Source organism: Tateyamaria sp. syn59 (genome assembly GCF_007995245.1).
GTDB lineage: Bacteria > Pseudomonadota > Alphaproteobacteria > Rhodobacterales > Rhodobacteraceae > Tateyamaria.
The window spans coordinates 63,498-89,085 of record NZ_VCBA01000013.1; the positions used below are offsets into that span (position 1 = coordinate 63,498).

23 protein-coding genes, 2 tRNA genes and 1 pseudogene are annotated in these 25,588 nt (G+C 60.3%); 7 read left to right on the forward strand and 19 right to left on the reverse strand.

Annotated elements, in window-relative coordinates:
• Nucleotides 1–54: 54 nt before the first annotated feature.
• From FD715_RS18965 to purB, 3 genes are all read right to left on the reverse strand, one after another.
• The gene (locus FD715_RS18965; RefSeq protein ID WP_039683205.1) at nucleotides 55–660 is read right to left on the reverse strand and encodes a M48 family metallopeptidase; all 606 of its coding nucleotides are present in this window, start codon (nucleotides 658–660) and stop codon (nucleotides 55–57) included.
• An 87-nt stretch (nucleotides 661–747) separates the two neighbouring features.
• Nucleotides 748–912: a carbohydrate-binding module family 14 protein gene (locus FD715_RS18970; protein WP_147113716.1), complete on the reverse strand. Its 165-nt coding sequence runs from the start codon at nucleotides 910–912 to the stop codon at nucleotides 748–750.
• Nucleotides 913–1,058: 146 nt separating this feature from the next.
• Nucleotides 1,059–2,366 (reverse strand): adenylosuccinate lyase, encoded by a 1,308-nt coding sequence (gene purB, locus FD715_RS18975; RefSeq protein WP_147113719.1) that lies wholly within the window; start codon nucleotides 2,364–2,366, stop codon nucleotides 1,059–1,061.
• A 126-nt stretch (nucleotides 2,367–2,492) separates the two neighbouring features.
• Between purB and FD715_RS18980 the strand changes: the two genes are divergently transcribed.
• Together FD715_RS18980 and FD715_RS18985 are read left to right on the forward strand one after the other, a co-directional pair.
• On the forward strand, nucleotides 2,493–2,924 hold the full coding sequence (locus FD715_RS18980; RefSeq protein WP_223274978.1) for a DUF6314 family protein: 432 nt from the start codon (nucleotides 2,493–2,495) through the stop codon (nucleotides 2,922–2,924).
• A 109-nt stretch (nucleotides 2,925–3,033) separates the two neighbouring features.
• Nucleotides 3,034–3,633, forward strand: a complete 600-nt coding sequence (locus FD715_RS18985; RefSeq protein ID WP_147113722.1) for a biotin transporter BioY — start codon at nucleotides 3,034–3,036, stop codon at nucleotides 3,631–3,633.
• 96 nt (nucleotides 3,634–3,729) lie between these two features.
• Here FD715_RS18985 and FD715_RS18990 read toward each other — a convergent pair whose 3' ends face one another.
• The 4 genes from FD715_RS18990 to dddP form a co-directional block, all read right to left on the reverse strand.
• Nucleotides 3,730–4,965, reverse strand: coding sequence for a bifunctional alpha/beta hydrolase/OsmC family protein (locus tag FD715_RS18990; RefSeq protein WP_147113725.1), 1,236 nt, complete (start codon nucleotides 4,963–4,965; stop codon nucleotides 3,730–3,732).
• A 152-nt stretch (nucleotides 4,966–5,117) separates the two neighbouring features.
• The gene (locus tag FD715_RS18995) at nucleotides 5,118–6,206 is read right to left on the reverse strand and encodes a tryptophan 7-halogenase (RefSeq protein ID WP_189799556.1); all 1,089 of its coding nucleotides are present in this window, start codon (nucleotides 6,204–6,206) and stop codon (nucleotides 5,118–5,120) included.
• Entirely contained in the window at nucleotides 6,206–8,164 is a 1,959-nt protein-coding gene (locus tag FD715_RS19000; RefSeq protein ID WP_147113730.1) for a LodA/GoxA family CTQ-dependent oxidase, read from the reverse strand. Before FD715_RS19000 ends, FD715_RS18995 begins: the two co-directional genes overlap by 1 nt.
• Nucleotides 8,165–8,384: 220 nt before the next feature.
• Nucleotides 8,385–9,728, reverse strand: coding sequence for a dimethylsulfonioproprionate lyase DddP (dddP, locus tag FD715_RS19005; protein ID WP_147113732.1), 1,344 nt, complete (start codon nucleotides 9,726–9,728; stop codon nucleotides 8,385–8,387).
• Nucleotides 9,729–9,891: 163 nt separating this feature from the next.
• Between dddP and FD715_RS19010 the strand changes: the two genes are divergently transcribed.
• A complete protein-coding gene (locus FD715_RS19010; protein WP_223274979.1) occupies nucleotides 9,892–10,596 on the forward strand; it encodes a DUF3445 domain-containing protein in 705 nt (234 codons plus the stop codon).
• A gap of 28 nt (nucleotides 10,597–10,624) precedes the next feature.
• Here the strand turns inward: FD715_RS19010 and FD715_RS19015 are convergent, their stop codons facing one another.
• From FD715_RS19015 to FD715_RS19030, 4 genes are all read right to left on the reverse strand, one after another.
• Nucleotides 10,625–11,068: a glyoxalase superfamily protein gene (locus tag FD715_RS19015; protein WP_147113738.1), complete on the reverse strand. Its 444-nt coding sequence runs from the start codon at nucleotides 11,066–11,068 to the stop codon at nucleotides 10,625–10,627.
• Between the two features lie 199 nt (nucleotides 11,069–11,267).
• Nucleotides 11,268–12,071 carry a lytic transglycosylase domain-containing protein gene (locus tag FD715_RS19020; RefSeq protein WP_147113740.1) on the reverse strand — a complete coding sequence of 268 codons (804 nt, stop codon included), beginning with the start codon at nucleotides 12,069–12,071 and terminating at the stop codon, nucleotides 11,268–11,270.
• 654 nt (nucleotides 12,072–12,725) lie between these two features.
• Complete coding sequence (gene glnA, locus FD715_RS19025; protein ID WP_039683190.1) at nucleotides 12,726–14,129, reverse strand: type I glutamate--ammonia ligase; 1,404 nt, start codon at nucleotides 14,127–14,129, stop codon at nucleotides 12,726–12,728.
• Nucleotides 14,130–14,160: 31 nt separating this feature from the next.
• Entirely contained in the window at nucleotides 14,161–14,499 is a 339-nt protein-coding gene (locus FD715_RS19030) for a P-II family nitrogen regulator (RefSeq protein ID WP_039683188.1), read from the reverse strand.
• A gap of 174 nt (nucleotides 14,500–14,673) precedes the next feature.
• Here FD715_RS19030 and FD715_RS22845 point away from each other — a divergent pair.
• Nucleotides 14,674–16,321 (forward strand): annotated as a pseudogene (locus tag FD715_RS22845) (NAD(P)H-hydrate dehydratase).
• Here FD715_RS22845 and FD715_RS19045 read toward each other — a convergent pair.
• The gene (locus FD715_RS19045; RefSeq protein ID WP_223274980.1) at nucleotides 16,318–16,821 is read right to left on the reverse strand and encodes a Hint domain-containing protein; all 504 of its coding nucleotides are present in this window, start codon (nucleotides 16,819–16,821) and stop codon (nucleotides 16,318–16,320) included. The pseudogene FD715_RS22845 and the gene FD715_RS19045 overlap by 4 nt on opposite strands.
• A gap of 129 nt (nucleotides 16,822–16,950) precedes the next feature.
• On the opposite strand from FD715_RS19045, the gene FD715_RS19050 reads away from it, so the two are divergent.
• Both FD715_RS19050 and FD715_RS19055 read left to right on the forward strand, forming a co-directional pair.
• Nucleotides 16,951–17,035: transfer RNA gene (locus FD715_RS19050), tRNA-Leu, on the forward strand.
• Nucleotides 17,036–17,151: 116 nt separating this feature from the next.
• The gene (locus tag FD715_RS19055) at nucleotides 17,152–18,057 is read left to right on the forward strand and encodes a YihY/virulence factor BrkB family protein (protein WP_147113750.1); all 906 of its coding nucleotides are present in this window, start codon (nucleotides 17,152–17,154) and stop codon (nucleotides 18,055–18,057) included.
• Here the strand turns inward: FD715_RS19055 and FD715_RS19060 are convergent.
• The 7 genes from FD715_RS19060 to FD715_RS19090 form a co-directional block, all read right to left on the reverse strand.
• Nucleotides 18,017–18,946, reverse strand: coding sequence for an AEC family transporter (locus FD715_RS19060; RefSeq protein ID WP_147113753.1), 930 nt, complete (start codon nucleotides 18,944–18,946; stop codon nucleotides 18,017–18,019). The genes FD715_RS19055 and FD715_RS19060 overlap by 41 nt on opposite strands.
• A gap of 68 nt (nucleotides 18,947–19,014) precedes the next feature.
• Nucleotides 19,015–19,818, reverse strand: coding sequence for an MBL fold metallo-hydrolase (locus tag FD715_RS19065; RefSeq protein WP_147113756.1), 804 nt, complete (start codon nucleotides 19,816–19,818; stop codon nucleotides 19,015–19,017).
• The gene (locus FD715_RS19070; protein ID WP_147113759.1) at nucleotides 19,815–20,615 is read right to left on the reverse strand and encodes a TatD family hydrolase; all 801 of its coding nucleotides are present in this window, start codon (nucleotides 20,613–20,615) and stop codon (nucleotides 19,815–19,817) included. Before FD715_RS19070 ends, FD715_RS19065 begins: the two co-directional genes overlap by 4 nt.
• Complete coding sequence (locus FD715_RS19075) at nucleotides 20,612–21,730, reverse strand: DNA polymerase III subunit delta' (protein WP_147113763.1); 1,119 nt, start codon at nucleotides 21,728–21,730, stop codon at nucleotides 20,612–20,614. Before FD715_RS19075 ends, FD715_RS19070 begins: the two co-directional genes overlap by 4 nt.
• 74 nt (nucleotides 21,731–21,804) lie before the next feature.
• Entirely contained in the window at nucleotides 21,805–22,440 is a 636-nt protein-coding gene (tmk, locus tag FD715_RS19080; RefSeq protein ID WP_147113766.1) for a dTMP kinase, read from the reverse strand.
• Nucleotides 22,437–23,603 (reverse strand): D-alanyl-D-alanine carboxypeptidase family protein, encoded by a 1,167-nt coding sequence (locus FD715_RS19085; RefSeq protein WP_147113769.1) that lies wholly within the window; start codon nucleotides 23,601–23,603, stop codon nucleotides 22,437–22,439. The genes tmk and FD715_RS19085 overlap by 4 nt, the downstream gene beginning before the upstream one ends.
• A 17-nt stretch (nucleotides 23,604–23,620) precedes the next feature.
• On the reverse strand, nucleotides 23,621–24,517 hold the full coding sequence (locus tag FD715_RS19090) for an SPOR domain-containing protein (RefSeq protein ID WP_147113773.1): 897 nt from the start codon (nucleotides 24,515–24,517) through the stop codon (nucleotides 23,621–23,623).
• Between the two features lie 216 nt (nucleotides 24,518–24,733).
• Here FD715_RS19090 and FD715_RS19095 point away from each other — a divergent pair.
• A tRNA-Ser gene (locus FD715_RS19095) sits at nucleotides 24,734–24,823 on the forward strand.
• Nucleotides 24,824–25,588 lie beyond the last annotated feature (765 nt).

Genomic DNA, 25,588 nt, shown 5'->3' on the forward strand with positions numbered 1-25,588 from the left:
ATTTGGCGTCGTTGTGGCAGGCAAAGGTTGAGAATCCCTCAACCCGTCAGGGCGTTAGTAGTTGTAGGTGGTGCCGGTTTCGATGGCGTCGCGCAGGCTCGCTTCGGCCCAGGTACCAGCACCGCCGCGCTCTTGGATCTCGCGCAGTTGGATCATTGCGGCGACTGTGTCGCCCTCGACCACCTTGCCCTGGCCCATGTAGGAGCGGGCGAGGATGTTGTCGGGGTTCGCGTCGATGGCTTGCTGGTAAAAGACGTTGGCCAGTTCCAGTTGACCGGTCTTGCGGGCGGTGAAGCCACGATAGGTCAGCACGCGGTCTTCGGCCTGGTCGGGCATCTGGTCGAGCACGGTGTTGGCTTCGTTGTAGCGCCCGGCATAGGCCAGTTCGCGCACGGCTTTATAAAGCTCATCGGCATCCAGGTAGGACGTTTTGTCTGGGCGCACGCATTTGCCGATTTTGGCGTCCCAGACGCCATTCACGGGCTGCGAGAAGCGGACATAGGCGTTCTGCTCAGGGTCCCACTGGCGCACGTTCAGGCAGTTCTGCGTGGTTTCGGTTTTCTTGGGTTTGGCGTTGTCATCGCTGCCTGCGGCAAAGCCGGTTGTGGGCAGGGCGAGCGCCGAAGCGATGGCGGTGGTCAGGATCAGCGTGCGCAACATTGTAAGTCTCCGTCGTGAGGTGCGTCAGGTTCGATGCTGAGGTAACCCGTCGCACCTCGGTCTTATGCGATCACGAAAACGTGAGTGTTAGCCGGTGGTGGCCACGCAGCTGTTGGTGTCGGCGTCATAGACGGTGCCCGCAGCACAGGACATAGCCTGTTGTTCGAGCTTGTCGTAGTTGCAGCCCATGGCGAGGCTGAGTGTGGGGGCGAGCGTGAGGGCCAGTGCCACCAGAACGGTTTTGGTCTTCATCTTTCGTCTCCTTTTTTCGGGTGACGTAAGGGTAGGGCGGATGGGCCGTTCTGCCAAAGGAAAACAGGTTTGGGCGCATCAGGATGCGCCTTACTGCATACTCTCGCGTCACTCGTAAGGCGGAGGTGTCCTCCGTGCTTGCCGATTTAATCCTCGGCGAAGACGCGGGCGAAGATCGTGTCGACATGCTTGGTGTGGTAGCCAAGGTCGAACTTTTCCTCGATTTCTGCCGGGCTGAGCGCGGCGGTGACGTCCGCATCTGCCAGCAGCTCTTCCTTGAAATCGGTGCGGTGTTCCCAGACCTTCAGCGCGTTGCGCTGAACGTATGTATAGGCGTCTTCGCGGCTCACGCCCGCTTGGGTCAGGGCCAGGAGCACGCGCTGGCTCATTACGAGGCCGGGGAACTTGTTCATGTTTTCCAGCATGTTCTCGGGGAAGATCAGCATCTTGTCGACGACGCTTGTCAGGCGGGCGAGGGCGAAGTCGAGCGTGATGGTGGCGTCTGGCCCGATCATCCGTTCCACCGACGAGTGGCTGATATCGCGTTCGTGCCAGAGGGCCACGTTTTCCATCGCCGGGATGACGGCGGAGCGGACCATGCGGGCGAGGCCGGTGAGGTTCTCGGTTAGTACGGGGTTCTTCTTGTGCGGCATGGCTGACGAGCCTTTTTGGCCCATCGAGAAGAACTCGGCCCCTTCCAGCACCTCGGTCCGTTGCATGTGGCGGATTTCGACGGCGATGTTTTCGATGGAGCTTGCCACCACGCCGAGGGTTGCGAAGAAGGCGGCGTGCCGGTCGCGGGGAATCACTTGAGTGCTGATCGGTTCGGGGACGAGGCCCAGCTTGGCGCAGACGTGATCTTCGACCGCCGGGTCAATATTGGCGAAGGTGCCGACCGCGCCGCTGATGGCGCCGGTGGCAATCTCGGCCCGTGCATCGCGCATGCGGGAAAGGTTGCGGTCCATTTCGGCGTAGAAGCGGGCGAAGGTGAGGCCCATGGTTGTGGGTTCGGCGTGGATGCCGTGGCTGCGGCCAATGCGGACTGTGTCCTTGTGTTCATACGCGCGGCGCTTGAGGGCGGCGAGCAACCCTTCGAGATCGGCGATCAGGATGTCGGCGGCGCGGGTGAGCTGGACGTTGAAGCAGGTGTCGAGCACGTCCGAAGACGTCATGCCCTGGTGGACGAAGCGTGCCTCTTCGCTGCCCACATGTTCGGCGAGGTGCGTGAGGAAGGCGATGACGTCGTGTTTGGTCACGGCTTCGATTTCGTCGATGCGGGCCACGTCGAATTCGACATCTTTGGCTTTCCAGACGGCGTCGGCGTTTGCGCGGGGGATGACGCCGAGGTCTGCCATGGCGTCGCAGGCGTGGGCCTCGATCTCGTACCAGATGCGGAACTTGGTGGCCGGAGCCCAGATCGCGACCATGTCGGGGCGGGAATAACGTGGGATCATGGGGCACCTTTTATGTCTGTCGGATCGTTGCCCGCGTCCTTAGACTGAGGCCCGGTGAACGACAAGACGAAGGCCATCATATGAGACGCTTTGCCCTGATGCTGGCAATCGTGCCGGGTGCGGCGGATGACATCACCGGGGCGTGCCATGCCGACTGAACGGGTGCTGGCGGATTTCGAGGGGGCTTGGAAGATCGAGCGTGTGATCACTCCCGAGGTGGGAGCGTCTGCGCGGTTCTCGGGGAGCGCGACGTGGACGGCGCAGTCAGATGATCTTGCCTATGCCGAGGTGGGGACACTGTATATAGACGGGGCCGCACCCATGCAGGCGGAGCGGCGGTATCTGTGGACGCCGGGCTTGCATGTCTATTTCGATGACGGGCGGTTCTTTCATACGGTGCCTGCAGCCGGGGGTGAGGCATCGCATTGGTGCGACCCGGATTCCTATCATGTGTCTTACGATTTCTCGGACTGGCCGGACTTTCGCGCCACATGGACCGTCGAGGGGCCGCGCAAATCTTACGTGATGACCAATCACTTTCGTCCCACCGGGCGTTGAGCCTGCGCCGCTGCGTCTGTGATCGCAAACATCGGCTTTGCGCTTGCAGAAATTGCGGGTGCTTGGCACAAGGCTGTCAAATTTCTGTCACGTCAACAGGTGAGATCACATGGAATCGACTTGGAATAACAAGGTGCTGAGCGAAGCGTTTGGCGCGAATGAGGGCACCGCCCTGCGGATCAAGCAAGCGGCCCTCGTGGTGCTGGGCATCGCCTTTCTTGCGGTAGCAGCAAAGATCAAGGTGCCGATGTGGCCCGTTCCGATCACCATGGGGACGTTTGCCGTACTGACCGTCGGTGCGGCTTATGGCGCGCGCCTCGGCCTCGTGACCATCATGGGGTACATGATCGTCGGCGCGCTGGGTTTTGACGTCTTTGCCGGCTCGTCGGCCGAGAAGTTCGGTCTGGAATACATGATGGGTGGCACCGGGGGCTATCTTGTTGGCTACGTGCTGGCGACGCTTGCGCTGGGCGCACTGGCCCGTCGTGGCTGGGACCGGTCGGTTGTTTGGATGGCTGTTGCCATGCTGCTCGGCAACGTGCTGATCTATGTACCCGGTCTGGCGTGGCTGGGTCAGCTTTATGGCTGGGACAAGCCGATCCTGGAATGGGGCCTGACGCCCTTCCTGATCGGTGACGCGCTGAAGCTGGCTTTGGCGGCGCTGGTTCTGCCCTTGGCCTGGAAGCTGGTGGGCCGCGCGCGCGGCTGATCCAACGCTTGAGTTAAAGTGAGAGGCGCGGCTCGTGATGGGACCGCGCCTCGTTTGATTTTGGGGAACAGGTGGCGGGCCTGAGCACTTTATGTTCTAGGTTGTCTCAAGCACTTCGCTGGCAGGTGCGAGTTCCGTCAAGACCTTCGATGTGTGTTCGAGTGTGCGGTGCACCGGGCATTTGTCGGCAATTTCGAGCAGGCGTTGGCGCTGCGCATCGTCAAGCTGGCCGGTCAGGGTGATCCGGCGTTTCCACTCGTCAATCTTGTCGCCTTGGGTGCCGCTTGCGTCCTGCGCGTGGACCTTGTTGTGGCTGACATCGACATGGACGTGATCCAGTGGCCACTCCTTGCGCCGCGCATACATGCGGATGGTCATGGACGTGCAGGCCGCAAGCCCGGCAGAGAGCAATCCGTAGGGCGACAGGCCCTGGTTGGTGCCGCCATAGGCGCGCGGCTCGTCGGCGAGGATGTGATGCCGCGTGCCGTGGGTGATGTCCTGTAGGAAACCCTTTGGATCGGCTTCGGAACTGCGCACGACGCCTTCGGGTGCGCCGATGGGCGGGGCGGGCGGTTTGAGTTGCAGGTATTTCTTGGCCCAGGTCGCGATGATGTCGGCGGCGTATTCGGCGTGGTCTGCATTGGTCACGAGGTGATCGGCATCGTCGAGGGTGACGAAGCTTTTGGGGTGTTTGGCGGCCAGGAAAATCTCGCTCGCGTTGTCGATGCTGACGATGGCGTCGCGGGGGGCGTGCAGGACGAGTAGGGCAGCGTTCAGTCGGGCGATGGCGGGGTGCAGGGCTTCTTCGGCCACGTCTTCGATGAACCCTTTGCCGATGCGGAAGGGGCGGCCGCCGAGGCTGACCTCAGCCTCGCCTTCTTCGATGATCTTGGGCAGGGCGTCAGCGAAGTTGTGCGTCACGTGTTCGGGGTCGAAGGGGGCGCCGATGGTGGCGACCGCCTTGATCTGGTCAAGCTGGGCCGTGGCCTTGAGGACGGCGGCACCGCCCAAGGAATGGCCGACCAACAGGGCGGGGGGCATGTCGCGGGTGTTGAGGTAGTCGACGGCTTTGACGAGGTCCTGCACGTTCGAGGTGAAGGATGTGTTGGCAAACTCGCCTTCGCTGTGGCCCAGACCGGTGAAGTCGAAGCGCAGGACTGCGATGCCCATCGTGGTCAGCCGCGCCGCGATGCGTCGTGCGGCGGGGATGTCCTTGCCGCAGGTGAAGCAGTGGGCGAAGACCGCCGTGGCCAGGTGCGGCCCTTCGGGCAGGTCGAGCCGTGCGTCGAGCGTTCCGGCGTGGCCGGTGAAGGTGATGCGTTCGGTGGGCATGTGTCGTCTCCTTGGCTGGGAGAATGGGGGCCGCGGGCCAAGCATGGAAGGGACATGACACGTATCTCACGCAGAGGTGTGAGTCTGACACAGTGCGTTTGTGGGGGTCGCATTGGGCGGTCGGCGGATGGGCTGACGACGTGGTGGCGCTGCTAGAGTGCGTGTTCTTCGGCCTTGGTTTCTGAGTGCTGGCGTTTGAAGTTCAGGTTCGCACGCTCGCGCCAGAAGGGCGTGTCGAAGGGGAGGGCGGCGTATTGCAGGTGTGTGCTGGCGTGGGTGCGTTCCGCCGTGCGTGCAGCGAGTGCGGCGTAGATCATGGGGGCTTCTGCGTCGCCTTCGACCGCATCCGCGATGGCGTTTCCGGCGAAGAAGCCACCGGAGAGCGCGTTGAAAAGCCCCTGGGAGGAGATCGGGTCGAAGGCGGCTATGGCGTCGCCGGTTGCGACCCATCCGCTCTCGCTTGCGCGGTCGAGGACGGCGCTGCGGCAGTCCAGTGTTGCGCAAGGCGTGGTCGATTTCGGGATTGGAATGCGGGTCAGGGTGCGTGCGGCATGCTCGAGTATGGTGCCCGGTGCGTTCTGCACCCGTTTTGCGCTTTCCGCGCTGGTGACAAAGCCGACGGTCGAGCCGCAGCGGCTGGGCACGGCGTACCACCAGCCGTCTTCGGTTGCCTCGGCGACCATGATCGGTTCTGCTTCATTAGGGGTATTCCAGATTAATGCGACGAGGTTGGGGCCGTGCAGGGCCGTCGCACCGTTGCGGCGGGCGATGTGGCTGGGCCGGCCTGTTGCGTCGATCAGATAAGAGGACGTGGCCGTTCGGACGTTTCCATTTTCGGAGATGTCCACCTGCCAACCTGTGTCGTTTTTGCGGGTGTGTCCGATCCGTCCTTTGACAATCTTCACGCCCATGGCCGACGCGCGCGCTCGCATCGCAACGCTCAGTGAACGCCGGTCAACGCCCCAACTGTGCAGGCCGAGCCCCGGGGTTGCGCCGTGAGATTGCAACTGCGCAGTGCCCCAGACGCTTTCGACAGCTTTGATCCGGAGAGCGTCCTCCAACACTTGGCCAAGGCCAAGGCGCTGCATGATGACGCCTGCGCCGTGCGCGAGCATTTCGGCCCGCGTCTGAGCGATGCAGTCGGCGGGATCGACAACCGTCACACTGACCCGGCATTCGGCAAGTGCGATCGCGGCGGCCAGCCCTGCAGGCCCGCCACCTGCAATCAGCACCTCTGGCACTAGACTTCGCCGCGGCCCAGCCGCTCGAATGTCTGTTCCTCAAGCACTTCGTCGGCGTCGGCTTTGGGTGCCGCGCGTCGGGCGAGCGTTGTCATGTGCTCTTCGGTCGATTGCAGGGCGACGACATCCTGTGCCAGCTTCAGGCTTGGATCACCCGCGGTGAAGGTCGGCGAGCGGCCCGTTTCGACAAAGCACGGATCGGGCAGACCGGACCCTTCGGGCGGTGTGTGCGCCTCGACCAGGCCGGTCATCCACCATTTGTGGACCATGTTGTCGATCCGTGCTGCATAGCCCGTGCCCTGCAAATCGCGCAGCCAAAAGCGGCGATGGCTGAAGTGGCGTTGTACCTGAAGCGGGGCCAGTTCCGGAGTGGTGGCAATAGTATAGGCCTCGATCGGTAACACCTGGTTCGGGACACGGGCGCCCCAAAAGCTGGGTGAGGAGAGATACAGGCTGGGCGTATAGACCAGACCTGAATTGCAGGACGCTTCGTCCGTCTGCCAGGGCACGCCCATCCAGCGGGTCAGGCTGCCGGGGCCTGTTGGGCCCCATGGACCGTCCCATGCCAGCGCCTGTTCGCGGCTGAGTGTGTCGCCATAATCCTGACGGACCGGTTCGCCTTCGGGAAGGGGGCGCAGGCGGTAGGGGACATCTGGGTTCCACATCGACGCAAGGCGCATGGGCCATGTCATCTCGATCCCCGGGTGGAACGGGCCGCCCAGACATTCGTGCAGGGCGGCGCGGTCCAACTCGCGGGGCTGGTCGCAGGTGGGGATGTCGTCAAAGGCCGGGATGGCGGGGATGCCCGTCCAATCGGCTTCGAAATCTCCGGCCGCCCAGTTTTCCAGGTGCTCGTACTGGGTTTTGGTCAGGAACAGATCCTCGCGCGTGGGGTTCACGAGCTTGCCCTTGTTCGGGCCATCCAGATACCGATCCCCGTAGGTGTCGCCATAGAATGGGGGCAGGGCGGCGTGGTTCAGCGCTTCGGTTTTGCTGTTGCGGAAGAGGTTGAAGACGGCCTGGCGGTAGGCGGCGCTTGCGTCGGTCGGGTCGGCCATTTGCGCGATGATATCGGGATCGCGGGCATCAAGCGGCGTGCCTTGACCGGCTAGGAGCAGAATGCCGTCGCAAACCCATTGGTGCCCGGTCATTCGGTCGAAAATGGGCCAGACGTCGCGGGTGAAGCTGGTCGTCGTTGGCGGCTCCAGGATCCCTTCGCGAAAGTAGAGGTCGCGTACGACATCGTCCATCGTGACCACGCCAAAGAGGCCCGGTCCGAAATTGGGGGGTGCGACGATCACGTGGGCCGGTGTCGCCTCGAACGCGGTGTCGCCGATGGTGACGGTCGCCCGGACTGGGCCGTCGCTGGTGTCGTCGTGCCAGCCGTCATTGTTGGCGAATGTGGTGGGGACGGTGCCGGGCACCAGCGGCGCGGAGTGGCCGTGCCCGCCAAAGAACAGAAGCCGCCCGGCATCATCTGTGCGCAGTTCGCCCAAATAGACGGGTTTGCCGAAAAATGTGCCGTCGTCGAACGGCGCCGATGTCTGGTTCGGTCCGGAGATTGTGCGGGGAGACGGCCGAATGCTGAGCCGTTCGCGATCATTGCCATTGAATGTCGCATTGCGTTTTTGGGGTTCGAATACCTGCTCCGGCGGCAAATCCATTGCGTGCTGGAATTCGTACCATCCGGCTTTGAGATTGGCGATCTCGACCCGCCAGTCAATTTGCGCGTCAGCGTCGGTCAGTTCGCATACTTCGCCGGAATTCAGCGTTGCATATACACGAAACCGCGCGACTTGCCGTTTCAGACGACCCTGCGCATCGCGAAAGCCATCTGTATCGTAGGGAGTCGCGCCGATGACGTCTGGCGCCAGGAAATAGTCGTCTTCGGAATTACCGACACGTGCAACACCGATGGCCGGATGTATCGCGATGCTTTTGATGTCGCTCGGCTGCATCCAAAGGTCCTTCAAAAGGAATTTGTCAAAATAATTCTGTGAACCGATTTTGAGAATCGATCCATGTGTTCACGTTATGCGAGAATCGTAATTTAACCTACGATTTCTTTGAGGAAAATTGCTTGAGCCAAGCTTTGGACGTCCTGAACCCAGTTTACGTTTCCAAGAGTTCTTAATGGAGTATTTGTGCGCAAATACTCCCGTTGTTTGATGCGTTCGGTCACCCGTCTCCCATGAGGGCGTGGTCAAAGGGGTAGGTGATCAGGTTTTCGTATCCGGTTTCGGTGACCAACACCTGATCCTCGAGCTTGATGGAAAAGTCGCCGCCAACTTCGCCAACTGCCGCCTCGACACACAGCACCATGCCGGGTTCGAGCGGGTAGTCGAAGGCGCCAGGTACCGCTTTGTCTGGATAAGCAACCAGCGGCCATTCATCGCACAGACCGACACCGTGCATCAGGCAGCCGTATTTCTGGGCCTGATACTTGTCGTCCAGCACATGGGTGTTCGCGGTCAATTCCGGGATCATCACGCCAGGTTTGATCATTTCCATGTTCTGCATGATGTGCTCGTGCGCGTGTTGCATGGCATAGATCATATCGGCGCGGGGTTTCTCCTCCCCGATCCACCAACTGCGCGAGATGTCGACGCAGATACCGTAGCTGCCCACGAGGTCGGTATCGAAGCTGATGATTTCGTTCTGTTGGCAGATGCGGGGACCGCATTCCTGAAACCACGGATTGGTGCGTGGCCCAGACGACAGCAAGCGCGTTTCGATCCACTCGCCACCGCGTCTGACATTCTCGGTGTGCAGAACGGCCCAGACATCATCCTCGCACGTTTTGCCATCGCCGACATTCGCACGCGCAAAGTCTTCCATCGCCTGCACAGCGGCCTCGCAGGCATTGACCGCGCAGCGCATCGCGAGGATTTCGTCCGGGCCCTTGATCGAGCGGGACTTTTCAGTGACCTCTTCGCCATCCATGACAACAAAGCCCTGCGCTTCGAGTGCGCGCAAGCCGTGCATCATGGGCTTGTCAACGGCGAGGCGGGTCAAACCCGGTGCGCGTTCGGCGCAAATCTCGCGTACGGCATTGGCAAAGACATCGGCGGCCACGTCAATCTTGTCGCCGCGGTCGAAATAGAACAGGTCGGCGCCATGTCTGACCTCGCGCACGAGCGGGTTGAATGACGACAGGAAGGGCGCGTTCTTATAATCCCAGATGACCATGTAGCCATCGGCGCACAGCAAGACCGCCCGAAACGGATTGTGGGTGTTCCAAAGCTGCATGTTGGTCGAGTCGGTCGCGTATCGGATGTTGAGCGGGTCAAACATCAAAAGCCCGGCATAGCCTCGATCCACGATGTGCTGCGTCAGGCGCCGCCATCGGTATTCGCGCATGTTGGCGAGGTTTGGCAGGGTAAGCCCAGCGGCCTCCCATTCCTGAAACGCAAGCTGGGTCGGCCCAATCTCGATCCGATTAGCATCGTTCGGCGTGCCATCGCCCAAGGTTGCGCCGCGCTGCGGGTCGATCTTGCGGGTGTCGCGATAGTGCTGGTTCATGTGTGCGTCCTTGCCTGACGGTAGCGTGCCGCGGAAATTGCGCGGCGAATTGCCAGTTTCCGACAGCGATTTGGCGTTTTTTTCCGCTAGAGGCGTCGCAATCCGCATGTCACAACGCGGTATGGCTGCGATTTTGCAAACCCACTTGCCTGAAGACATGCGCATGTCGCGTGCATTGCCCGGTATTCGGCCAGAGACCGGACCGTGGCTGCGGGTAGATGAAGCCTATGCAGAGCAGATGGCCCGGCGCGAGGATCTGCTGGCGGCGCATCCGGCAGATGTCTTGTACCTCGAACCTGATGCGCATCCGGCGGCTGATGAGCTTTTGACCATGGTATTGGAGTTATTGCCTGAACTCGGCTTTGACGTGCTGGCGAATTCCGCTCGATGCCCGGACGGGCGCCTCGTGCGCATTGATCGGGTCGCGCCGATGGCAACACTTGGGCGCTTGTGCCAGAACGATTTCGTATTGATGCAACAGTGCGGAGAAGAGCATGTGCTGACGGGCGCTGTCTTATGTTTTCCTGCGTCGTGGCAGCTTGGCGAAAAGGCCGGGCGTCCACTGACCGAAATCCACATCCCTGTCGAAGACTACACAGACGACATGGCGCGGCGCGTTCAGCGCTTGTTTGACGGGATCCATGTGGGGCGCCCGCTGTGGCGGTTCAATCAGCTTTGGTACGAGGATCCGGAACTCTTCCAGCCGCGGTCAGAAAATGCGCCCCGGCGTGTGGGCGCTGGATTGCAGGACGGCCCCTATTATCGGACGGAACGCCAGACGTTGCTGCGGTTGCCGCACAGCCGGGCCGTTGTTTTTGTTATCCACACCTATGTTTTGGCCCGTGCAGATGTGCCGCCGCTCGTATAGGGAGGCGGCACATCCGTGTTGCAAGTTATCATGCGCCAGACCAGGCATCCTGTATCACGACATGTGGTTGTCCATCCGACGTTGCGCGAACTGAGCGGCCCGTACCGTTCACAACGCAATTCACCTGTTTCCGCCACGCCGAAAACTGACGTGAATGGACAACGTCGATCGCGTCATCAAAGCGCAGTGTCAGAGCGTGTCGACCGCCCGGCATCAGGCGCGCCGATTTGACGACACCGCTGAAACGATGACCAAGATACCGGCCGTTGACACGCTGGCCGGGAAAGTAGCCATGCTGCGGTGCGTCCTGCGCCTGCGCACTCAGCGTGTTCCAGTCCCGTACGCCCCACTGGTGGGCGACCGCCTCAAGCGCCTGGGCGTGGGTGAGCGGCGTACCGGTCGCGTTGACCGTCTGCCGCAATCGTTTCGCCTGCGCCTTCAGCGCAGATCGTGAAGGAAGGGGGATATCCATATCCAGCTCCGTTCTCCGGTCGCATGGGTGTGGCGTTTCGGGGCTCCGCATTGCCGAGGCTGCGACCGTTGAAGGGGTCTGATAACCAGGACTTCACCACGATGCGGAGGGCAGGGGCCTGAACCCTATGACGCTGGCATTATGTCGATATGTGCGCAAGCGCAAGCGCCATGTCGCGCCTGCGCTCGGGATGTGGTCGCTATCCGTCGATGCGCGCGCCCATGATGGCGATGGATTGCTGATAAACCGTGGCGGCGTTCCATTGCTTGATGACCGCAAAATTTGGCTGTCCTTGCTGGTAGCCTTGGCCAGGTTTCCACCCTTTTTGCCGCAGAAAGTTCGCAGTCGAGGCCAGCGCGTCTGTCTGGTTGTAGAGGTCGACTCGGCCATCGCCGTTGGCATCCACACCGTAGGTGAGTGCGTTGCCGGGCAGGAATTGCGTGTGACCCAACTCGCCATGTTTTGCGCCCTTCGTCGCGCCGGTGATGGACCCTTGGTCGACCAGTTTCAGTGCGCCGATAGCGTGGGGTTTGAAAAAGTCCGAACGGCGGCAGTCGTAGGTCAGCGTGAGAATGGCCGACACGACGGAACTGTCGCCCATGAACCCGCCAAAGGCTGTTTCCATCCCGTGGATTGCGATCAAGACACCGGCGGGCACCCCGTATTGGCGTTCCAGCGCAGCGTAAAAGTCGGGACTCCGTGCTTTGCGTTTTCTTCCCTGTGCGACAATCGTGTCGGCGCCCCGAACCTGCATGAACTTGTCCAGGCTGTAGCGGAACGACTTCTGATTCCTGTCAGCAGCGATGGTGCGGTTGGCGTAGGTTGCATTGGCAAGCGCCTGCAGACCACGCGATTGAACCCCTGCACGCTGGGCATCCGAGGCAAAACCGGATTTCCACGCCTCAAAACCAGCGGATGTATTGCCGCATTGTGCATATGCAACAGGCGCACCCAGCGACAGCACGGCCGCGAAAACGCCACCGATCCAGTGTTTCGGATACATCTTTTAGCCTCCCTCTGACACGTCTGGGGCAGAGTATCGCGTTGGTACACGCTGCCCCAAGCCTTTTCTCCGGGTGTGCCGTTAGGCCATGTGCGTAAGGATCATGTGCAGCCCCATAATAACCGAGGCAGCGACGCAAACGCGGAGACAGAATTGAGTTGTCGTCATAAAATTCACCATTCCTAAACTTATAATGGTGCTATCGTCCGCTTGCAGAGGGTCAGATGCAAGTAAGGAATACACGACCACCGCTGCGTTGCAGCAGGATCGGCGAGATTACGCTCATTTTTTCGGCAGCGTAGAGTTATGATGCTGTTTTAAGGAGGTTTAATTTTGCTTGCAATCGCAGCAGAATGGTTAGCGCCATTGCCGCTAGAGCTCTTTGAGATCGCCTTTTGAAGTTCCCGCAAGTGTACACACTCTCAACATCTAATTGTGTGAGTTAACGTTGGTCCAGCCGACGTTCGACCGTGTTGCTTTGCGATGGGAATGTCTCGGTATGCCAGAACATGCGCGCAATCGGCATATGGCTGGTTGCTTCATGTTGGCAGGCACTGAGTAGCGGGTCGTTAAAAATGCTGAAGAGTCTTGCGCGGCAGCAACAAAAAAGGCGCCCCGCTGTGGGACGCCTTGAGTTTCAACTGCCAGGGAGGATCAGCAGCTGTAGTACATGCCGAACTCAACCGGGTGCGGCGTGTGCTCGTATGTTTCGATCTCTTCCATCTTCAGCGCGATGTAGCCCTCGATCTGGTCTTTGGTGAACACGTCACCAGCTAGCAGGAAGTCCATGTCGGCTTCCAGTTCTTCCATGGCTTCGCGCAGCGAACCGCAGACGGTCGGGATACCGGCCAGCTCTTCCGGCGGCAGATCGTAGAGGTCCTTGTCCGAAGGATCGCCGGGGTGGATCTTGTTTTGGATGCCGTCGAGGCCAGCCATTAGCAGAGCTGCAAAGCACAGGTAGGGGTTGGCCGACGGATCGGGGAAGCGGGCTTCGACGCGCTTGGCTTTGGGCGACTCGGTCCATGGGATCCGGACGCAGCCTGAGCGGTTGCGGGCCGAGTAGGCGCGCAGCACAGGAGCTTCGAAGCCGGGGATCAGACGCTTGTAGCTGTTGGTCGACGGGTTGGTGAAGGCGTTCAGCGCTTTCGCGTGCTTCAGGATGCCGCCGATGAAGTACAGAGCTTCGTCCGACAAATCAGCATACTTGTCGCCAGCGAACAGCGGCTTGCCGTCTTTCCAGATCGACATGTTGCAGTGCATACCGGTGCCGTTGTCGCCCGCGATGGGCTTGGGCATGAACGTGGCCGACTTGCCGTAGGCGGCGGCGACATTGTGGATGACATACTTGTACTTCTGCAGCTCGTCAGCCTGTTTTGTCAGGCTGTCAAAGATCAAGCCCAGCTCGTGCTGACAGGACGCCACCTCGTGGTGGTGCTTGTCGACCTTCATGCCGAGGCGCTTCATGGTGGACAGCATCTCGGACCGCAGGTCCTGGCTTTCGTCCGTAGGGTTCACGGGGAAGTAGCCGCCCTTGACGCCCGGACGGTGGCCCATGTTGCCCATCTCGTATTCGGTGTCGGTGTTCCAGGACGCGTCGGTCGCGTCAACTTCGTAAGACACCTTGTTGATCGAGTTCGAGAAGCGCACGTCGTCGAACAGGAAGAATTCAGCTTCGGGGCCGAAGAAGGCCGTGTCGCCGATGCCGGAGGATTTCAGGTAAGCTTCGGCCTTTTCGGCTGTGCCGCGGGGGTCGCGATCATAGGCTTCCCCTGTGTCGGGTTCCACGACCGAGCAGTGCACGCAGATCGTTTTTTCCGCATAGAACGGATCGACATAAGCACTGTTCTGGTCGGGCATCAGCTTCATGTCGGAGGCTTCGATGGATTTCCAGCCCGCGATGGAGGAGCCGTCAAACATAAAGCCTTCCTCAAGGAAGTCTTCGTCGACCTGGTCGGCCATGACGGTCACGTGCTGCAGCTTGCCGCGCGGGTCGGTGAAACGGATGTCGACGTACTCGGCGCCTTCTTCCTTGATCATATCGAGAACGGGGTTGGCCATTCCTATTGGTCCTTCCTGACTTTTGGTAAGTTTACAGTGCGTCCGAGCCGGTTTCGCCGGTACGGATGCGGATGGTTTGTTCGATTGGGGTGACAAAGATCTTTCCGTCGCCGATTTTCTCGGTCTTGGCGGCATCGACAATGGCGGCTATGGCAGCATCGACTTGATCGTCGTCTAGGACGACTTCGACCTTCACCTTGGGCAGAAAATCGACCACATACTCCGCGCCGCGATAGAGTTCTGTGTGGCCTTTCTGACGACCAAACCCCTTAACCTCGATGACCGACAGACCCTGGACGCCGACCTCTTGCAGGGCCTCTTTCACCTCATCAAGCTTAAACGGCTTGATGATTGCTTCGATCTTTTTCATGGGGCTGGCCTCCCTTTGTCGCGCCTTGGAATGGGATGGACCATTTCCGGGTTTGGAACGTCCATGGCATGGGGTAGAGAATAGGTGTGCTGCGGACGGATTGTGAGGCATGCGCCTTCAAACTAGGCTTTCCGCACAAAAAATATGCGTTATGAAAACTTTAAGGATTTCGGCATGACGGAACTGGTGACAGCGGCGCAGATGCGAGCGCTTGAACAGGCCGCCATCGAGTCGGGCAAAGTCACGGGGCTTGAACTGATGGAGCGTGCCGGAGCGGGTGTCGTGGAGGCCGTGTTGGAGGAATGGCCGGAATTGGGTGAGGGCGCGCATCGGGCTGTTGTGCTGTGCGGGCCCGGCAATAACGGAGGTGACGGGTTCGTTGTGGCGCGATTGTTGAAGGCGCGTGGTTGGGATGTTGATGTATTTCTATATGGCGATGCCGACAAGCTGCCACCGGACGCGAAAACCAACTATGGGCGCTGGACAAAGGACGGTCCGGTCACGTCGGTTGGCCACCGTAGCTTCGCGGATGGAATGAACGCTCTTTACGCTGCGCATTTTGAATCTGAGCTTGTGGTCGATGCCCTCTTCGGCATCGGGTTATCTCGTGACACGCCGCATTTGGTCCAAGATCTCGCGCAGGATTTCACTGAAGCGCTGTCATCAAACGGCACCTGTGTTCCAATCGTGGCGGTGGATATACCATCGGGTCTGTGTTCCGACACAGGGGCCGAGCGTGGCACCGCTCTGCCTGCAAACTTGACTGTGACGTTCCACGCGGCAAAGCGTGGTCATGTGTCGGGACTGGGCCCCGAGGTATGCGGCGTTGTTGTGGTCAAGGATATCGGCTTGAATGACTGATGAACCGCCCAAGTCTAGCGCCGAGGCATCAGGCCCGGATGGCTCTCACGCAGTGAATCCAACCGGTCCCGGCGAGATCCCAAGCTCTGAGAAGCCACGCAGTGTTGAAGCGCCGAAGTCTTTGGCAAAAACATCCGGTCACAAGTTCGATTATGGCCATGCGTTGGTTCTGACCGGTAGCCCGGGTCGAACGGGTGCTGCCCGCCTCGCTGCCCGTGGCGCCTTGCGGATTGGGGCGGGGCTGGTCACGCTGGGTGCCCCACCTTCGGCACAGATGGAGGTGGCATCGCAGATCACTGCGCTGATGCTTGCAAGGGTTGCGGATGCAGATGGACTGGCTGCAGTGCTCTCCGATGAGCGGTTCAATGCGCTGTGTTTGGGTCCGGGTCTGGGATTGCATAGTTACGCCGCTTCGCTTGTGGATGCAGTGCTGGGCGGAGGACACCTCCGCCTTACCAGACGCGTTGTTTTGGATGCTGACGCGTTGACGCTCGTCGCACAGGACATGCGCCGCATGCAGGCGCTGAATGAACATGCGGTGCTGACACCGCACGGGGGCGAGTTTGCGCGTCTGTTTCCCGACATTGCCGAAAGACTGAATGCCGTCCCGGCTAAGGATTCCGCTTACTCACATGTAAATGCAACACGCGATGCGTCACAGCGCTGCGGAGCGGTTGTGCTGCTCAAGGGGCCGGATACGGTGATCGCGCATCCCGATGGCCGCTGTTCGATCCATGCCGCCGCGCGTGGCCGCGAAGCACCCTGGTTGGCAACCGCTGGCTCCGGAGATGTTCTGGCCGGGTTTATCACGGGCCTTCTTGCGCGCGGGTTCGAGCCAATGGAGGCCTGCGAAACAGCCGTGTGGCTGCATGTGGAATGTGCGCGCATTTTCGGCCCCGGCTTGATCGCCGAGGACCTGCCGGAAATGCTGCCGCAAGTTCTGCGTAAACTTGAGAGCTAGGCTGCTTCCGCGCCCGTCATGGTCATTGCGGGCACCGACAATTCCAGACCGTCGGCATAGATCACATGCGGCGCGTCAAGACCCAGCCGGACCAATGTCATCTGGCGCGGACCCAGCGATGTGATGAACTCGCCGTCAATCAGGCATCCTGCGGGCATGACCGCCTGCGCTGCACCACGCATGGCCCGGGCACGCCAGTCACGCACAAGCACCATCTGGGCGGCGGGGATGATGACGTTGTGCGTGGGTTTCGTATCACCCAGCGACCCGGCGGCAATTTTCACCGCTTCGTCCGTGGTCCTGTAGGACTGCGTTGCGACCAGCGGAACAAGTCCGGCGTTCCGCGTGATCACGCGATCGCCTGCCGAGAGGTACTCGACCGGGATCTCACCATCGGATGTTAAAATCAGCGTGCCGGACACAAGTCCGACATGCGCTATGTCAATGCGCAAAGCGGGCATCCGCCCGACCATTTCGCGCCCGACCGTATTCGGTTTCATGGCGTCTCTCTTTCTGTAACCTGCCTCTAGGTTGGGCATAGCTTACCTCAACATCCGCTTAATGTCGTGTGATTTTTCGACAAATACGTCTCGCCTCCCCGCGCGCTCTTTGCTATTGGAGCGCGTGTTGCGGGCGTGGCGGAATTGGTAGACGCACCAGATTTAGGTTCTGGCGCCGCAAGGTGTGGGAGTTCGAGTCTCCCCGCCCGCACCATTTCTCAAGCATGCGATAGGGCATGTCACGACTGTCGGTCCGTGTTGCAGTGCATGTTTCGGCAGGTCGAGGATCCACATTGAGAAACCAATGCGCGTTTCGTACGTTCACCCGTGATGACGCATTCAGAAACCAGCAACGTCCCGCCGAAAGACCCCGCATTGTGGTGGCGCGCTGTTCGGCACGTCGTGCGCTTGAATAATGAAAAGCGTCTTGGCCTGATCGCGGCCGGTGTCGCATTCTATGCCATTCTCGCCGTCTTTCCGGGTATCGCGGCAACGATTGCCTTGTGGGGGATTGTGGGCGATCCTGCCTTGGCGCTTCAGCAGATGGAAGAATTCCAGGCACTGATCCCGGCGGATGTCTACGCTTTGCTTGCGGCGCAATTGATCAAGCTGTCGACCACCGATGGCCTCACGCTGGGCTGGGCGTCCCTTTTGTCATTCGGTTTCGCCCTTTGGTCGGCGCGTGCCGGTGTGGCAGCACTCATGCAGGGTTTGAATGCTATTTACGACGCGCCCAATCGCTCAGGGCTGTCCCATTATATACGGGCGTTTCTGTTGACGCTCAGCCTGATCGGCGTGGTCCTGACTGCGATGGCCTGCATCGTTATCGTGCCCGTCGTCCTAGCATTTTTGCCCCTTGGACCATGGGCAAATTTCGGGGTCGAGCTTTTGCGGTGGGCGGTTGGGATTGGCGTTTTGCTGGTTGGCTTTGCGCTGATTTACAGGCTTGGTCCGAACCTGTCTGGCCAGCGTCCGCGTCTGATCTCGCCGGGTGCGGCGTTTGCGGCCATCTTCTGGCTGGCCGCATCGACGGGATTTTCAGTCTACCTGCAGAATTTCGGCAATTACAACGAAGTCTACGGCTCCATCGGTGCTGTCATCGTGATGCTGATGTGGCTGTTCATCAGCGCCTATCTCGTATTGCTGGGTGGTGCCTTGAACGCAGAATTGGCGCGGGCTCGCAGGGCGAAACTGTCTATCCCAGAACCACAAGCCACATCCATGCCGTCAGGATAGTCAGCGCAGTTGCAACCAGCACGGATGTTGCCGCGACACGCTTTGCGCGGCCATACATGTTGGCAAAGATGTAGCCGTTGACACCCGGTGCCATCGCCGCCGTGAGGACCGTGGTTTTGTGCGTATCGGCTGGCACGGCGAGCGCGTTGCCCAGCATGAAGGTGATGGCCGGATGCAGGAGCAGCGAAATCGCGCAGACCATCGCGATCACTCGCGCGTCGCCCTCGGGGCGGTATCGGATGAGAACGCCGCCCAGGGCAAACAGTGCGGTTGGCAACGCCGCGCGGATGACCAGGTCCAGTCCGTCCTGCAGGACACCGGGGATCGTCACACCGCTCAGGTTGACGACAAAACCGGCAATGATTGCCAGAACGAGCACGTTGCGAAACATGGCGATTGCGACGCCCTTAGCCATGATGAGCGGGCTTTGACCACGGTTGCGCGCAATTTCCATCGCGGTGATGCCCAGCCCGTAGCAGAAGGGCGAATGGAATGCGATGATGGTAAAGGCACCGGACAGCGCCTCGGGGCCATAGGCGCGTTCGTTGATCGCTAGACCCAGAAGGACCGAGTTTGAGAACAGACAGCAAAAGCCGATGGCGATGCTGTCTTCGATATTGCGTTTGAATATGTAGAAGGCGCCCGCCGTCCCGACTGCAAAACCGGCTGCGGCGCCAACGTAAAAACTGCTCAAGAGACGCAGATCGAGGCTGGTCGACAGGTCCAGATTTGCAATGGCCGAGAACAGCAGACACGGGATCGCAAAGTTCTGGGCGAACTTCATCAGGCCATCAATGCCGCTTTCTGTAAAGAAACCACGCCACACAGCAACATATCCAAACCCGATGACCAGAAAGACGGGCAGAATGACGTCGAGGAGCGCTTGCATGATCAGGCCTTTGCGACGGGGTCAGAGGGCGGGAGCCTCCGGCGGGGATTTTTTGAAAACAGGGAAGGTCAGGATACAGGTCGCGTCAGCGTCAGCCCGTCATAGGCGGGCTGGACATGATCGGGTGTTTCGGCAAGGACCGTGTCATAATCGAGGTCGATGTGCATGTTTGTGAGAATGGCATGTTGGGGTTTGACACGGTCGATCCACTCAAGCGTGTTGTCTAGGTGGCTGTGCGTCGGATGCGGGGCGCGGCGCAGCGCGTCGACAATCCAGGTATCGAGGTTGTCGAGATGGCCCCACACGTCGTCGGGGATTGTCGCAACGTCCGGCAGGTATGCGACATCGCCGATGCGAAAGCCAAGAGCGTCAATGGTGCCGTGATTGACCTTGAAAGGGGTGAAGGTGATCGAACCGCCGGGGCCGTCAATCACCGTGTCGCCCATTATCGTGTTCAGCTCGAGAATAGGTGGATAGGGCGACCCCTTGGGTTGCACAAACGCATAGCCGAAGCGGCTGATCAGGTCGTCTTGCGTGTCTCCGTCTGCCCAGACCTGCAGCCGTTCGCGCATGTTGAAGACGATCATGCGCAGATCGTCGATGCCGTGCACGTGGTCGGCATGGGCGTGGGTATAGATCACGCCATCAAGGCGGCCGGTTCCGGTCATGAGAAGCTGGTTGCGTAAGTCGGGTGAGGTATCGACAAGTACGGTGGTAGTACCGGCATCGCCCTTGCGCTCAACCAGCATGGAACAGCGTTGCCGCCGGTTCTTGGGGTTGCTGGGGTCGCAGTCTCCCCAATGCCCGCCCAATCGTGGCACGCCACCGGACGAGCCGCAGCCAAGGATTGTGAAGGTGAGCGTATCGTTCATGCGGCGACCGTGTAGGCTGCCGCCTTGGAAAACAGGCGGTCAAAGTTCGTTTGCGTGTGTGCCGCGAATTCGGCGTAGTCGAGGCCCATGGTCTCCGCTCCGATGCGCGCGGTATGCGCGGTAAAGGCGGGTTCGTTGCGCTTGCCTCGATGAGGCGGTGGCGCAAGGTAAGGGGCGTCGGTTTCCACCAGGATGCGGTCAATGGGTGCGGCGGCAAAGATGTCGCGCAAGTCCTGGCTCTTCGGAAATGCAGCGATGCCGGACATCGAAATGTAAAAGCCAAGGTCGAGGGCGGCTTGCGCCAGATCGCGTGATGAAGAGAAACAGTGCATCACGCAGGTGTAGGCACCCTGTTTGTACTCATCTGCCAGGATGTGGGCCATGTCATCATCTGCGGCACGCGCATGGATGATAAGAGGCAGGCCGGTGTCTCGGGCTGCCGCAATGTGGACGCGCAGCGACTGTTTTTGAATGTCGGCGCTGTCCGACGTATAATGATAGTCCAGCCCACTTTCACCGATGCCGACAAATTTTGGATGCCGGGCCAAGGCGATCAGTTCTTCCGTGGTGGCGAGCGGCTCATCTGCCGCACTCATGGGATGTGTTCCGGCGGCATAGAAAACGGGTGCGTGCGCCTCGGCAATGGCGCGGACTTGGGGTTCCAGTCGCAATTTGGTGCAGATCGTGACCATGCGCGTCACGCCTGCGGCGGCTGCGCGCTCGACGATGTCGGGAATCTGGCCCTCAAAATCCGGAAAATCGAGGTGGCAGTGGCTGTCGGTGATTTCTGGGGTCATCGGGCGGGGGCCGTCTCGGATAGCTTGAACAGCGTATCTAGGACGAGTGCGGCAGGGTCAAGGTTGACTGCCCTGCCGTGGCGGGCGCGTGTCAGTGCGGTTTGGGCCGTTTGCGCCCAGGCGCGCGCGTGCCCTGCATGGGGCGCAAGGCGCATCAGTATGGCCGCCTCGTCCGGTGCAGCTTCGACCGGCGGCGGGTGACCTAGAGCGCCAGTCCGTGCGAGGCGGGCCAGCGCAACGTCGATCAGCGTGTAGAGAAGATCCAGCTTGTCCTCGGCACCACGCCCTGCGGCGGCTTCGGCGAGGGCAAGTGCTCGGCCTCGGTCAAGGTTCGGCAGGCTGCTCAGAAGCTGGATGACTTCGCGATAGATCTTGAGCCCGTCAAGCAGAGAAAGGCGCAGGGCGTCCCCGACCGATCCGGCGCTCAACTCTGCGAGCGCTGTCGCGTCAGGGCCAGGGTCCACGCCAGCCTGGGTCATCGCTTGCTCCATCTGCCGCGGATCAAGCGTGCCAAGGCGCAAGGTCCGGCACCGTGATCTTATGGTTGGCAATAGGCGGCTCGGCTGGTGGCAGATCAGCAGCAGTGTCGTGCGTGCGGGCGGCTCCTCCAGCATCTTCAAGAGGGCGTTGGCTGCGTTGACGTTCATGTCGTCCGCCGCGTCGATGATGACGACCCGACGCCCGCCATCAGTGGCGCTCAGCTGGAAAAAAGACCCAAGTGCGCGGATATCTTCAATGGTGATTTGGTCCCGCACGCGCTTGGTTTTTTCGTTCTCGGTGCGATGAACAGATTTCAGACCCGGGTCTGCGCCTACTGCAATCCTGCGCGCCACGGGGTGTTCTGGCGACACATCGAAGGTTCTTGGCACCGGCGCGCCAAACATGTCGTCGGGATCCGGATCGGGGGTCGCAAGAAGAAAGCGCGCGATGCGCCATGCAAGCGTTGCCTTGCCGACCCCGCGCGGGCCGGTCAACAGCCACGCATGATGCAAACGGCCGGAATTGAACGCATCGAGGAACGCGCCTTGTGCGTCGTCCTGGCCGATAAGCTCGACTGTTTCGCGCGGGTGCGGTGCACCGGGAATGCGTGTTGGGTCTTGGGTTTCTTCGGCCATAGGGTATGACCTATCACTCGAGTTGGGAGGGGGGCCAGCCCCCGAGCGCATGGCGCCTACATCCGAGGCCGTTTTCAACTAGGTGAGGAGAGGTATGAGGCGGTTGCTGACTGCACATCCCGCGCGACGGCATCAACGTCCTGTCCGCCATCAATCGTGCGAAAACGGCTTGCGAACTCCTTGGCGAGGGCAAGGAACCCCGCGCGCATCTTTTCCTGCAGTTCGGTGCCGAAGTCCTCGAACCGTTCCTCTGTTCCCTGACGTCCCTTGGCGCGGGCCAGGCCCTGGCCCGGGTCCATGTCGATCAGGATCGTTAAGTCAGGCTCTTGCCCGATCATCAGCTCATGCAGTGTATCGACCTTGGCGCGCAAGTCGCCACGGCTCAATCCCTGGTACATGCGGGTGCTGTCAGCAAAGCGGTCGCAGATTACGATTTGTCCTGCATCCACGGCGGGTTGGATCAGACGCTCCATGTGGTCGCGCCTTGCAGCCGTAAATAGCAGCAATTCGGTTTCAGCAGACCAGCGATCCGGGTCGCCTTGTAGGACGAGTGCCCTTATCTCCTCTGCGCCGGGGCTTCCACCCGGTTCGCGGGTCAGGACCACGTCGTAGCCTAGGCAGCGCAGGTGATCGGCCAGCAACCGCGCTTGCGTGGATTTGCCGGAGCCGTCGATGCCTTCGAAAGTGATAAAGTGCCCTTTTGACGTCACGCGCCACCTTCTGGCGCGGTTTCCTCGTTAAAGCGTTCGATCAGCGACAGCGCGGCTGTCGAGATCTTGGCAAGGAAACCGCCATGGGGTACGTCCGCTTCGGCCAGCAATGGAATGACCACTTCGGGCAGACCCTCGGGTTGAATGATAAGTTCACCCAAGGGCGTTCCTGCCGCAATCGGTGCCTGCACGGGGCCTGTATAGACGACCTCGGCGCTTACGGTTTTTCCGGCGAGGATGGGCAGCAGGACTGTCACGTCTTCTTCGGGCACCAAGCCCACTTCGGGTTCTGCCCCTTCCCATACGCGGGCCGTGGCGACACGCGTGCCGCCCTCGACCACGGTGCGTTCCGCGAATTGGCGAAAGGCCCAGTTGACGATCGCTTCGGATTCCTGCGCGCGGCTTTCAACCGTATCGAGGCCCGAAATGACAAACACCACACGGCGTTCGCCCTGCTTGGCGGAGCCTGTGAGGCCATAGCCCGCTTCTTGCGTATGCCCGGTCTTGAGCCCATCGGCGCCGATACCAAGGTTAAGCAGCGGATTGCGGTTGAAGCGGTTGGCGCTTTCGTTGGGGTCAAAGAGGAACTCGGTTTCCGCGAACATCGGGTAGAATTCCGGATAGTCCGTGATCAGACGTTGTGCCAGCAGACCCAGATCGCGCATCGACATCAGGTGCCCTGCCGCCGGCCAACCACTGGAATTGGCAAAAGTGGAATTGGTCATGCCCATTTCCTGCGCGCGCCGGGTCATCAGGCGGGCGAAACCGGCCTCGGTTCCATCCGGGCTGAGCGCTTCGGCGATGACGACACAGGCGTCATTGCCAGACAACACGATGATACCGCGAATGAGATCTTCTACCGTGACTCGTTCGCCCTGTTTCAGGAACATAGTCGATCCGCCGAAGCTGTGGGCATGGGCGGACACGACCAACTCGTCCGTCATTGACAATTGTCCGCGCTGTACGGCCTCGAACGCCATGTAAAGCGTCATCAGCTTGGACATGGATGCGGGCGGCATCGGCTCGTCCGCATTCTTGTTCAGCAACACAGTGCCTGTTGTGTGGTCGATGACATAGGCTGTGGTCGCCCGCGTCTCAAACGCGGTGACGGGCAGGGCGGTCGTTGCAATCAGCAGTGCGGCGGCAGCAAGAGGGCGGATCACGGGTGAATTGCTCCTGGTCAGTTGGTGACGGCGTATGCGTCTGTGAACCCTTCGCCCTTGATGGTTTTCAGCAGCTGGCTGCGTTCGGACGCGGTGCCAGCGGGGCCGACAACGACGCGCCAGAACGGTTTGCCGTCGCGTTCAAAGGATTTCACGGTTGGGATAACCCCGGCACCGCGCATCTGCTTGGCGGTACGTTCGGCATTGGCCTCGACCGAGAAGATGCCGATCTGGATGAACGGCCTGTCGAGGGTGGAGGCGCGTGGCGCCGCCGTTGCGGCTGCCGGGGTGGGTTCGATGGTCGCGGCAGGCTGTATGCCCTGCGCCGCTGGGGTGGGTGCATCAAGCGCTGCAGCAGCGCCTTCAATGGGATCAAGCGTTGTGGTTTCGACGTCAGCTGGAGCTGCTACGGATTCCGCGTCGACAGGCGCTGCCTCGGGCTCAACCGACACTTCTTCCTTGCGCAGGGCTGTGACGTTCAGTTGTGCCGGGGCGCCCGCGAGCATGCCCAAAGCTTCGGCCGCATCCGAACTTATTTGAATGCGCGGGCCCGGGATGTCACGCTCACGGCGGAACAGGGCGCCCACGACGAATTGGTCGTTTTCGGTGTTGCGGATAATCACGCGCTCGGGGTCAGTGACATCGGGGTGCGCGACCCACACACCGCCAAGCGACGGGCGCCCATCCCAAAGTCCCGCTTCGGTGGCGGAAAACACGTCGGGCGCCTCCACCTCACGCTCGACCGTTTTGACAGGCGCGCCTGTTTTGGGCGTGCCTTCAACGGATGTATTTGAGCGTTTGAACGCGTCCATGGCGACAAACTGGCCGCTTTCGTTGCATCCGGCCAAAAGGCCGAGCGCCAATAGTGCAGCCGTACCGCTGCGAAATGTGGAACGGGATGAAAGTCTGCTCATGGACCAAGTCCTTGCCTGCTGTTGCCTGTGCGCCCTGTTTTGGGCTGTTTTGGTGCCGCGTCCGGCACAGATTGGTGCCCTGCTTATGCAAGGTTCACCCTCAATGATAGCGTGAACTGCACCTTCTGAAAAGCAGGTGATTCGCAGATCGGCAAATTTCCACGGCGGCGTGAGCATTTGCAGAATCGCATTCGCCACCCTAAAGCACGTCGCACCGGAGGTTTGGCAGAGTGGTCGAATGCGGCGGTCTTGAAAACCGTTGGGCGTGAGAGCGTCCCGTGGGTTCGAATCCCACAGCCTCCGCCACACTCTCTGTATCGTGGTCAAAATCACCTAAGGCCTCGTGAGGTAAGGTGTTTTTTTTGGTGCGAACCTTTTGTCTCGGCCATGCGTGATGGGGCTGCGCAAGCGAGTTTGAGCACGGTTTAGCCATCCTCTGCTCTGTCTTTTTCTCTTTATTACTAGAGGCTTGCCAAAAGGCTCATCGCGGTTCGAAAACGGTTGTCGAAATCTCCGCCTATTGACTTGGTTTTGGCAAGGTCTTCGCTGACCAAAGTGGACCAGGCTTCGAACTTGCCTATTTAAGTGGTCAACACGCGGCGGGTAGCGCAGTTTGGTGTGTCGGGCATTTGATCAGCAGCTTCATGCGAACTGTGCGAAAAATGCAGATCGGAAATGGCCCTCAAACAGTCGCACAATGGTCCGCTTCTTATCGCTGCGCTGAGTCCCGGAAAACGACGGCCATTTTGTATCCGCGGACAGACTGCACGACCCTTGTGGTAACAGCCAATCTGATACGTCGCATCGACAGCGTTCCAAAAAAGACGCGCTCGGTTGCAGTCTGATGTCGAGCTGCGCAAATCAAGTCTACGCCCCTGTTTTTGTTAACTTGGCCGCCACTTGGGAGACCGGCGCTACCTCCGTCCGCTTCATCGCCTGAGCACTGCTGACATGCACAGAAATTTGACTCTGCGCGAAAAAATGCCATCCGAGCACTGGCGTCTGCCATGTGCTTGCTGGGCTTTATGCACCACCATAATGTACACGTAATGCGTGTATGTCGCTTGGGGA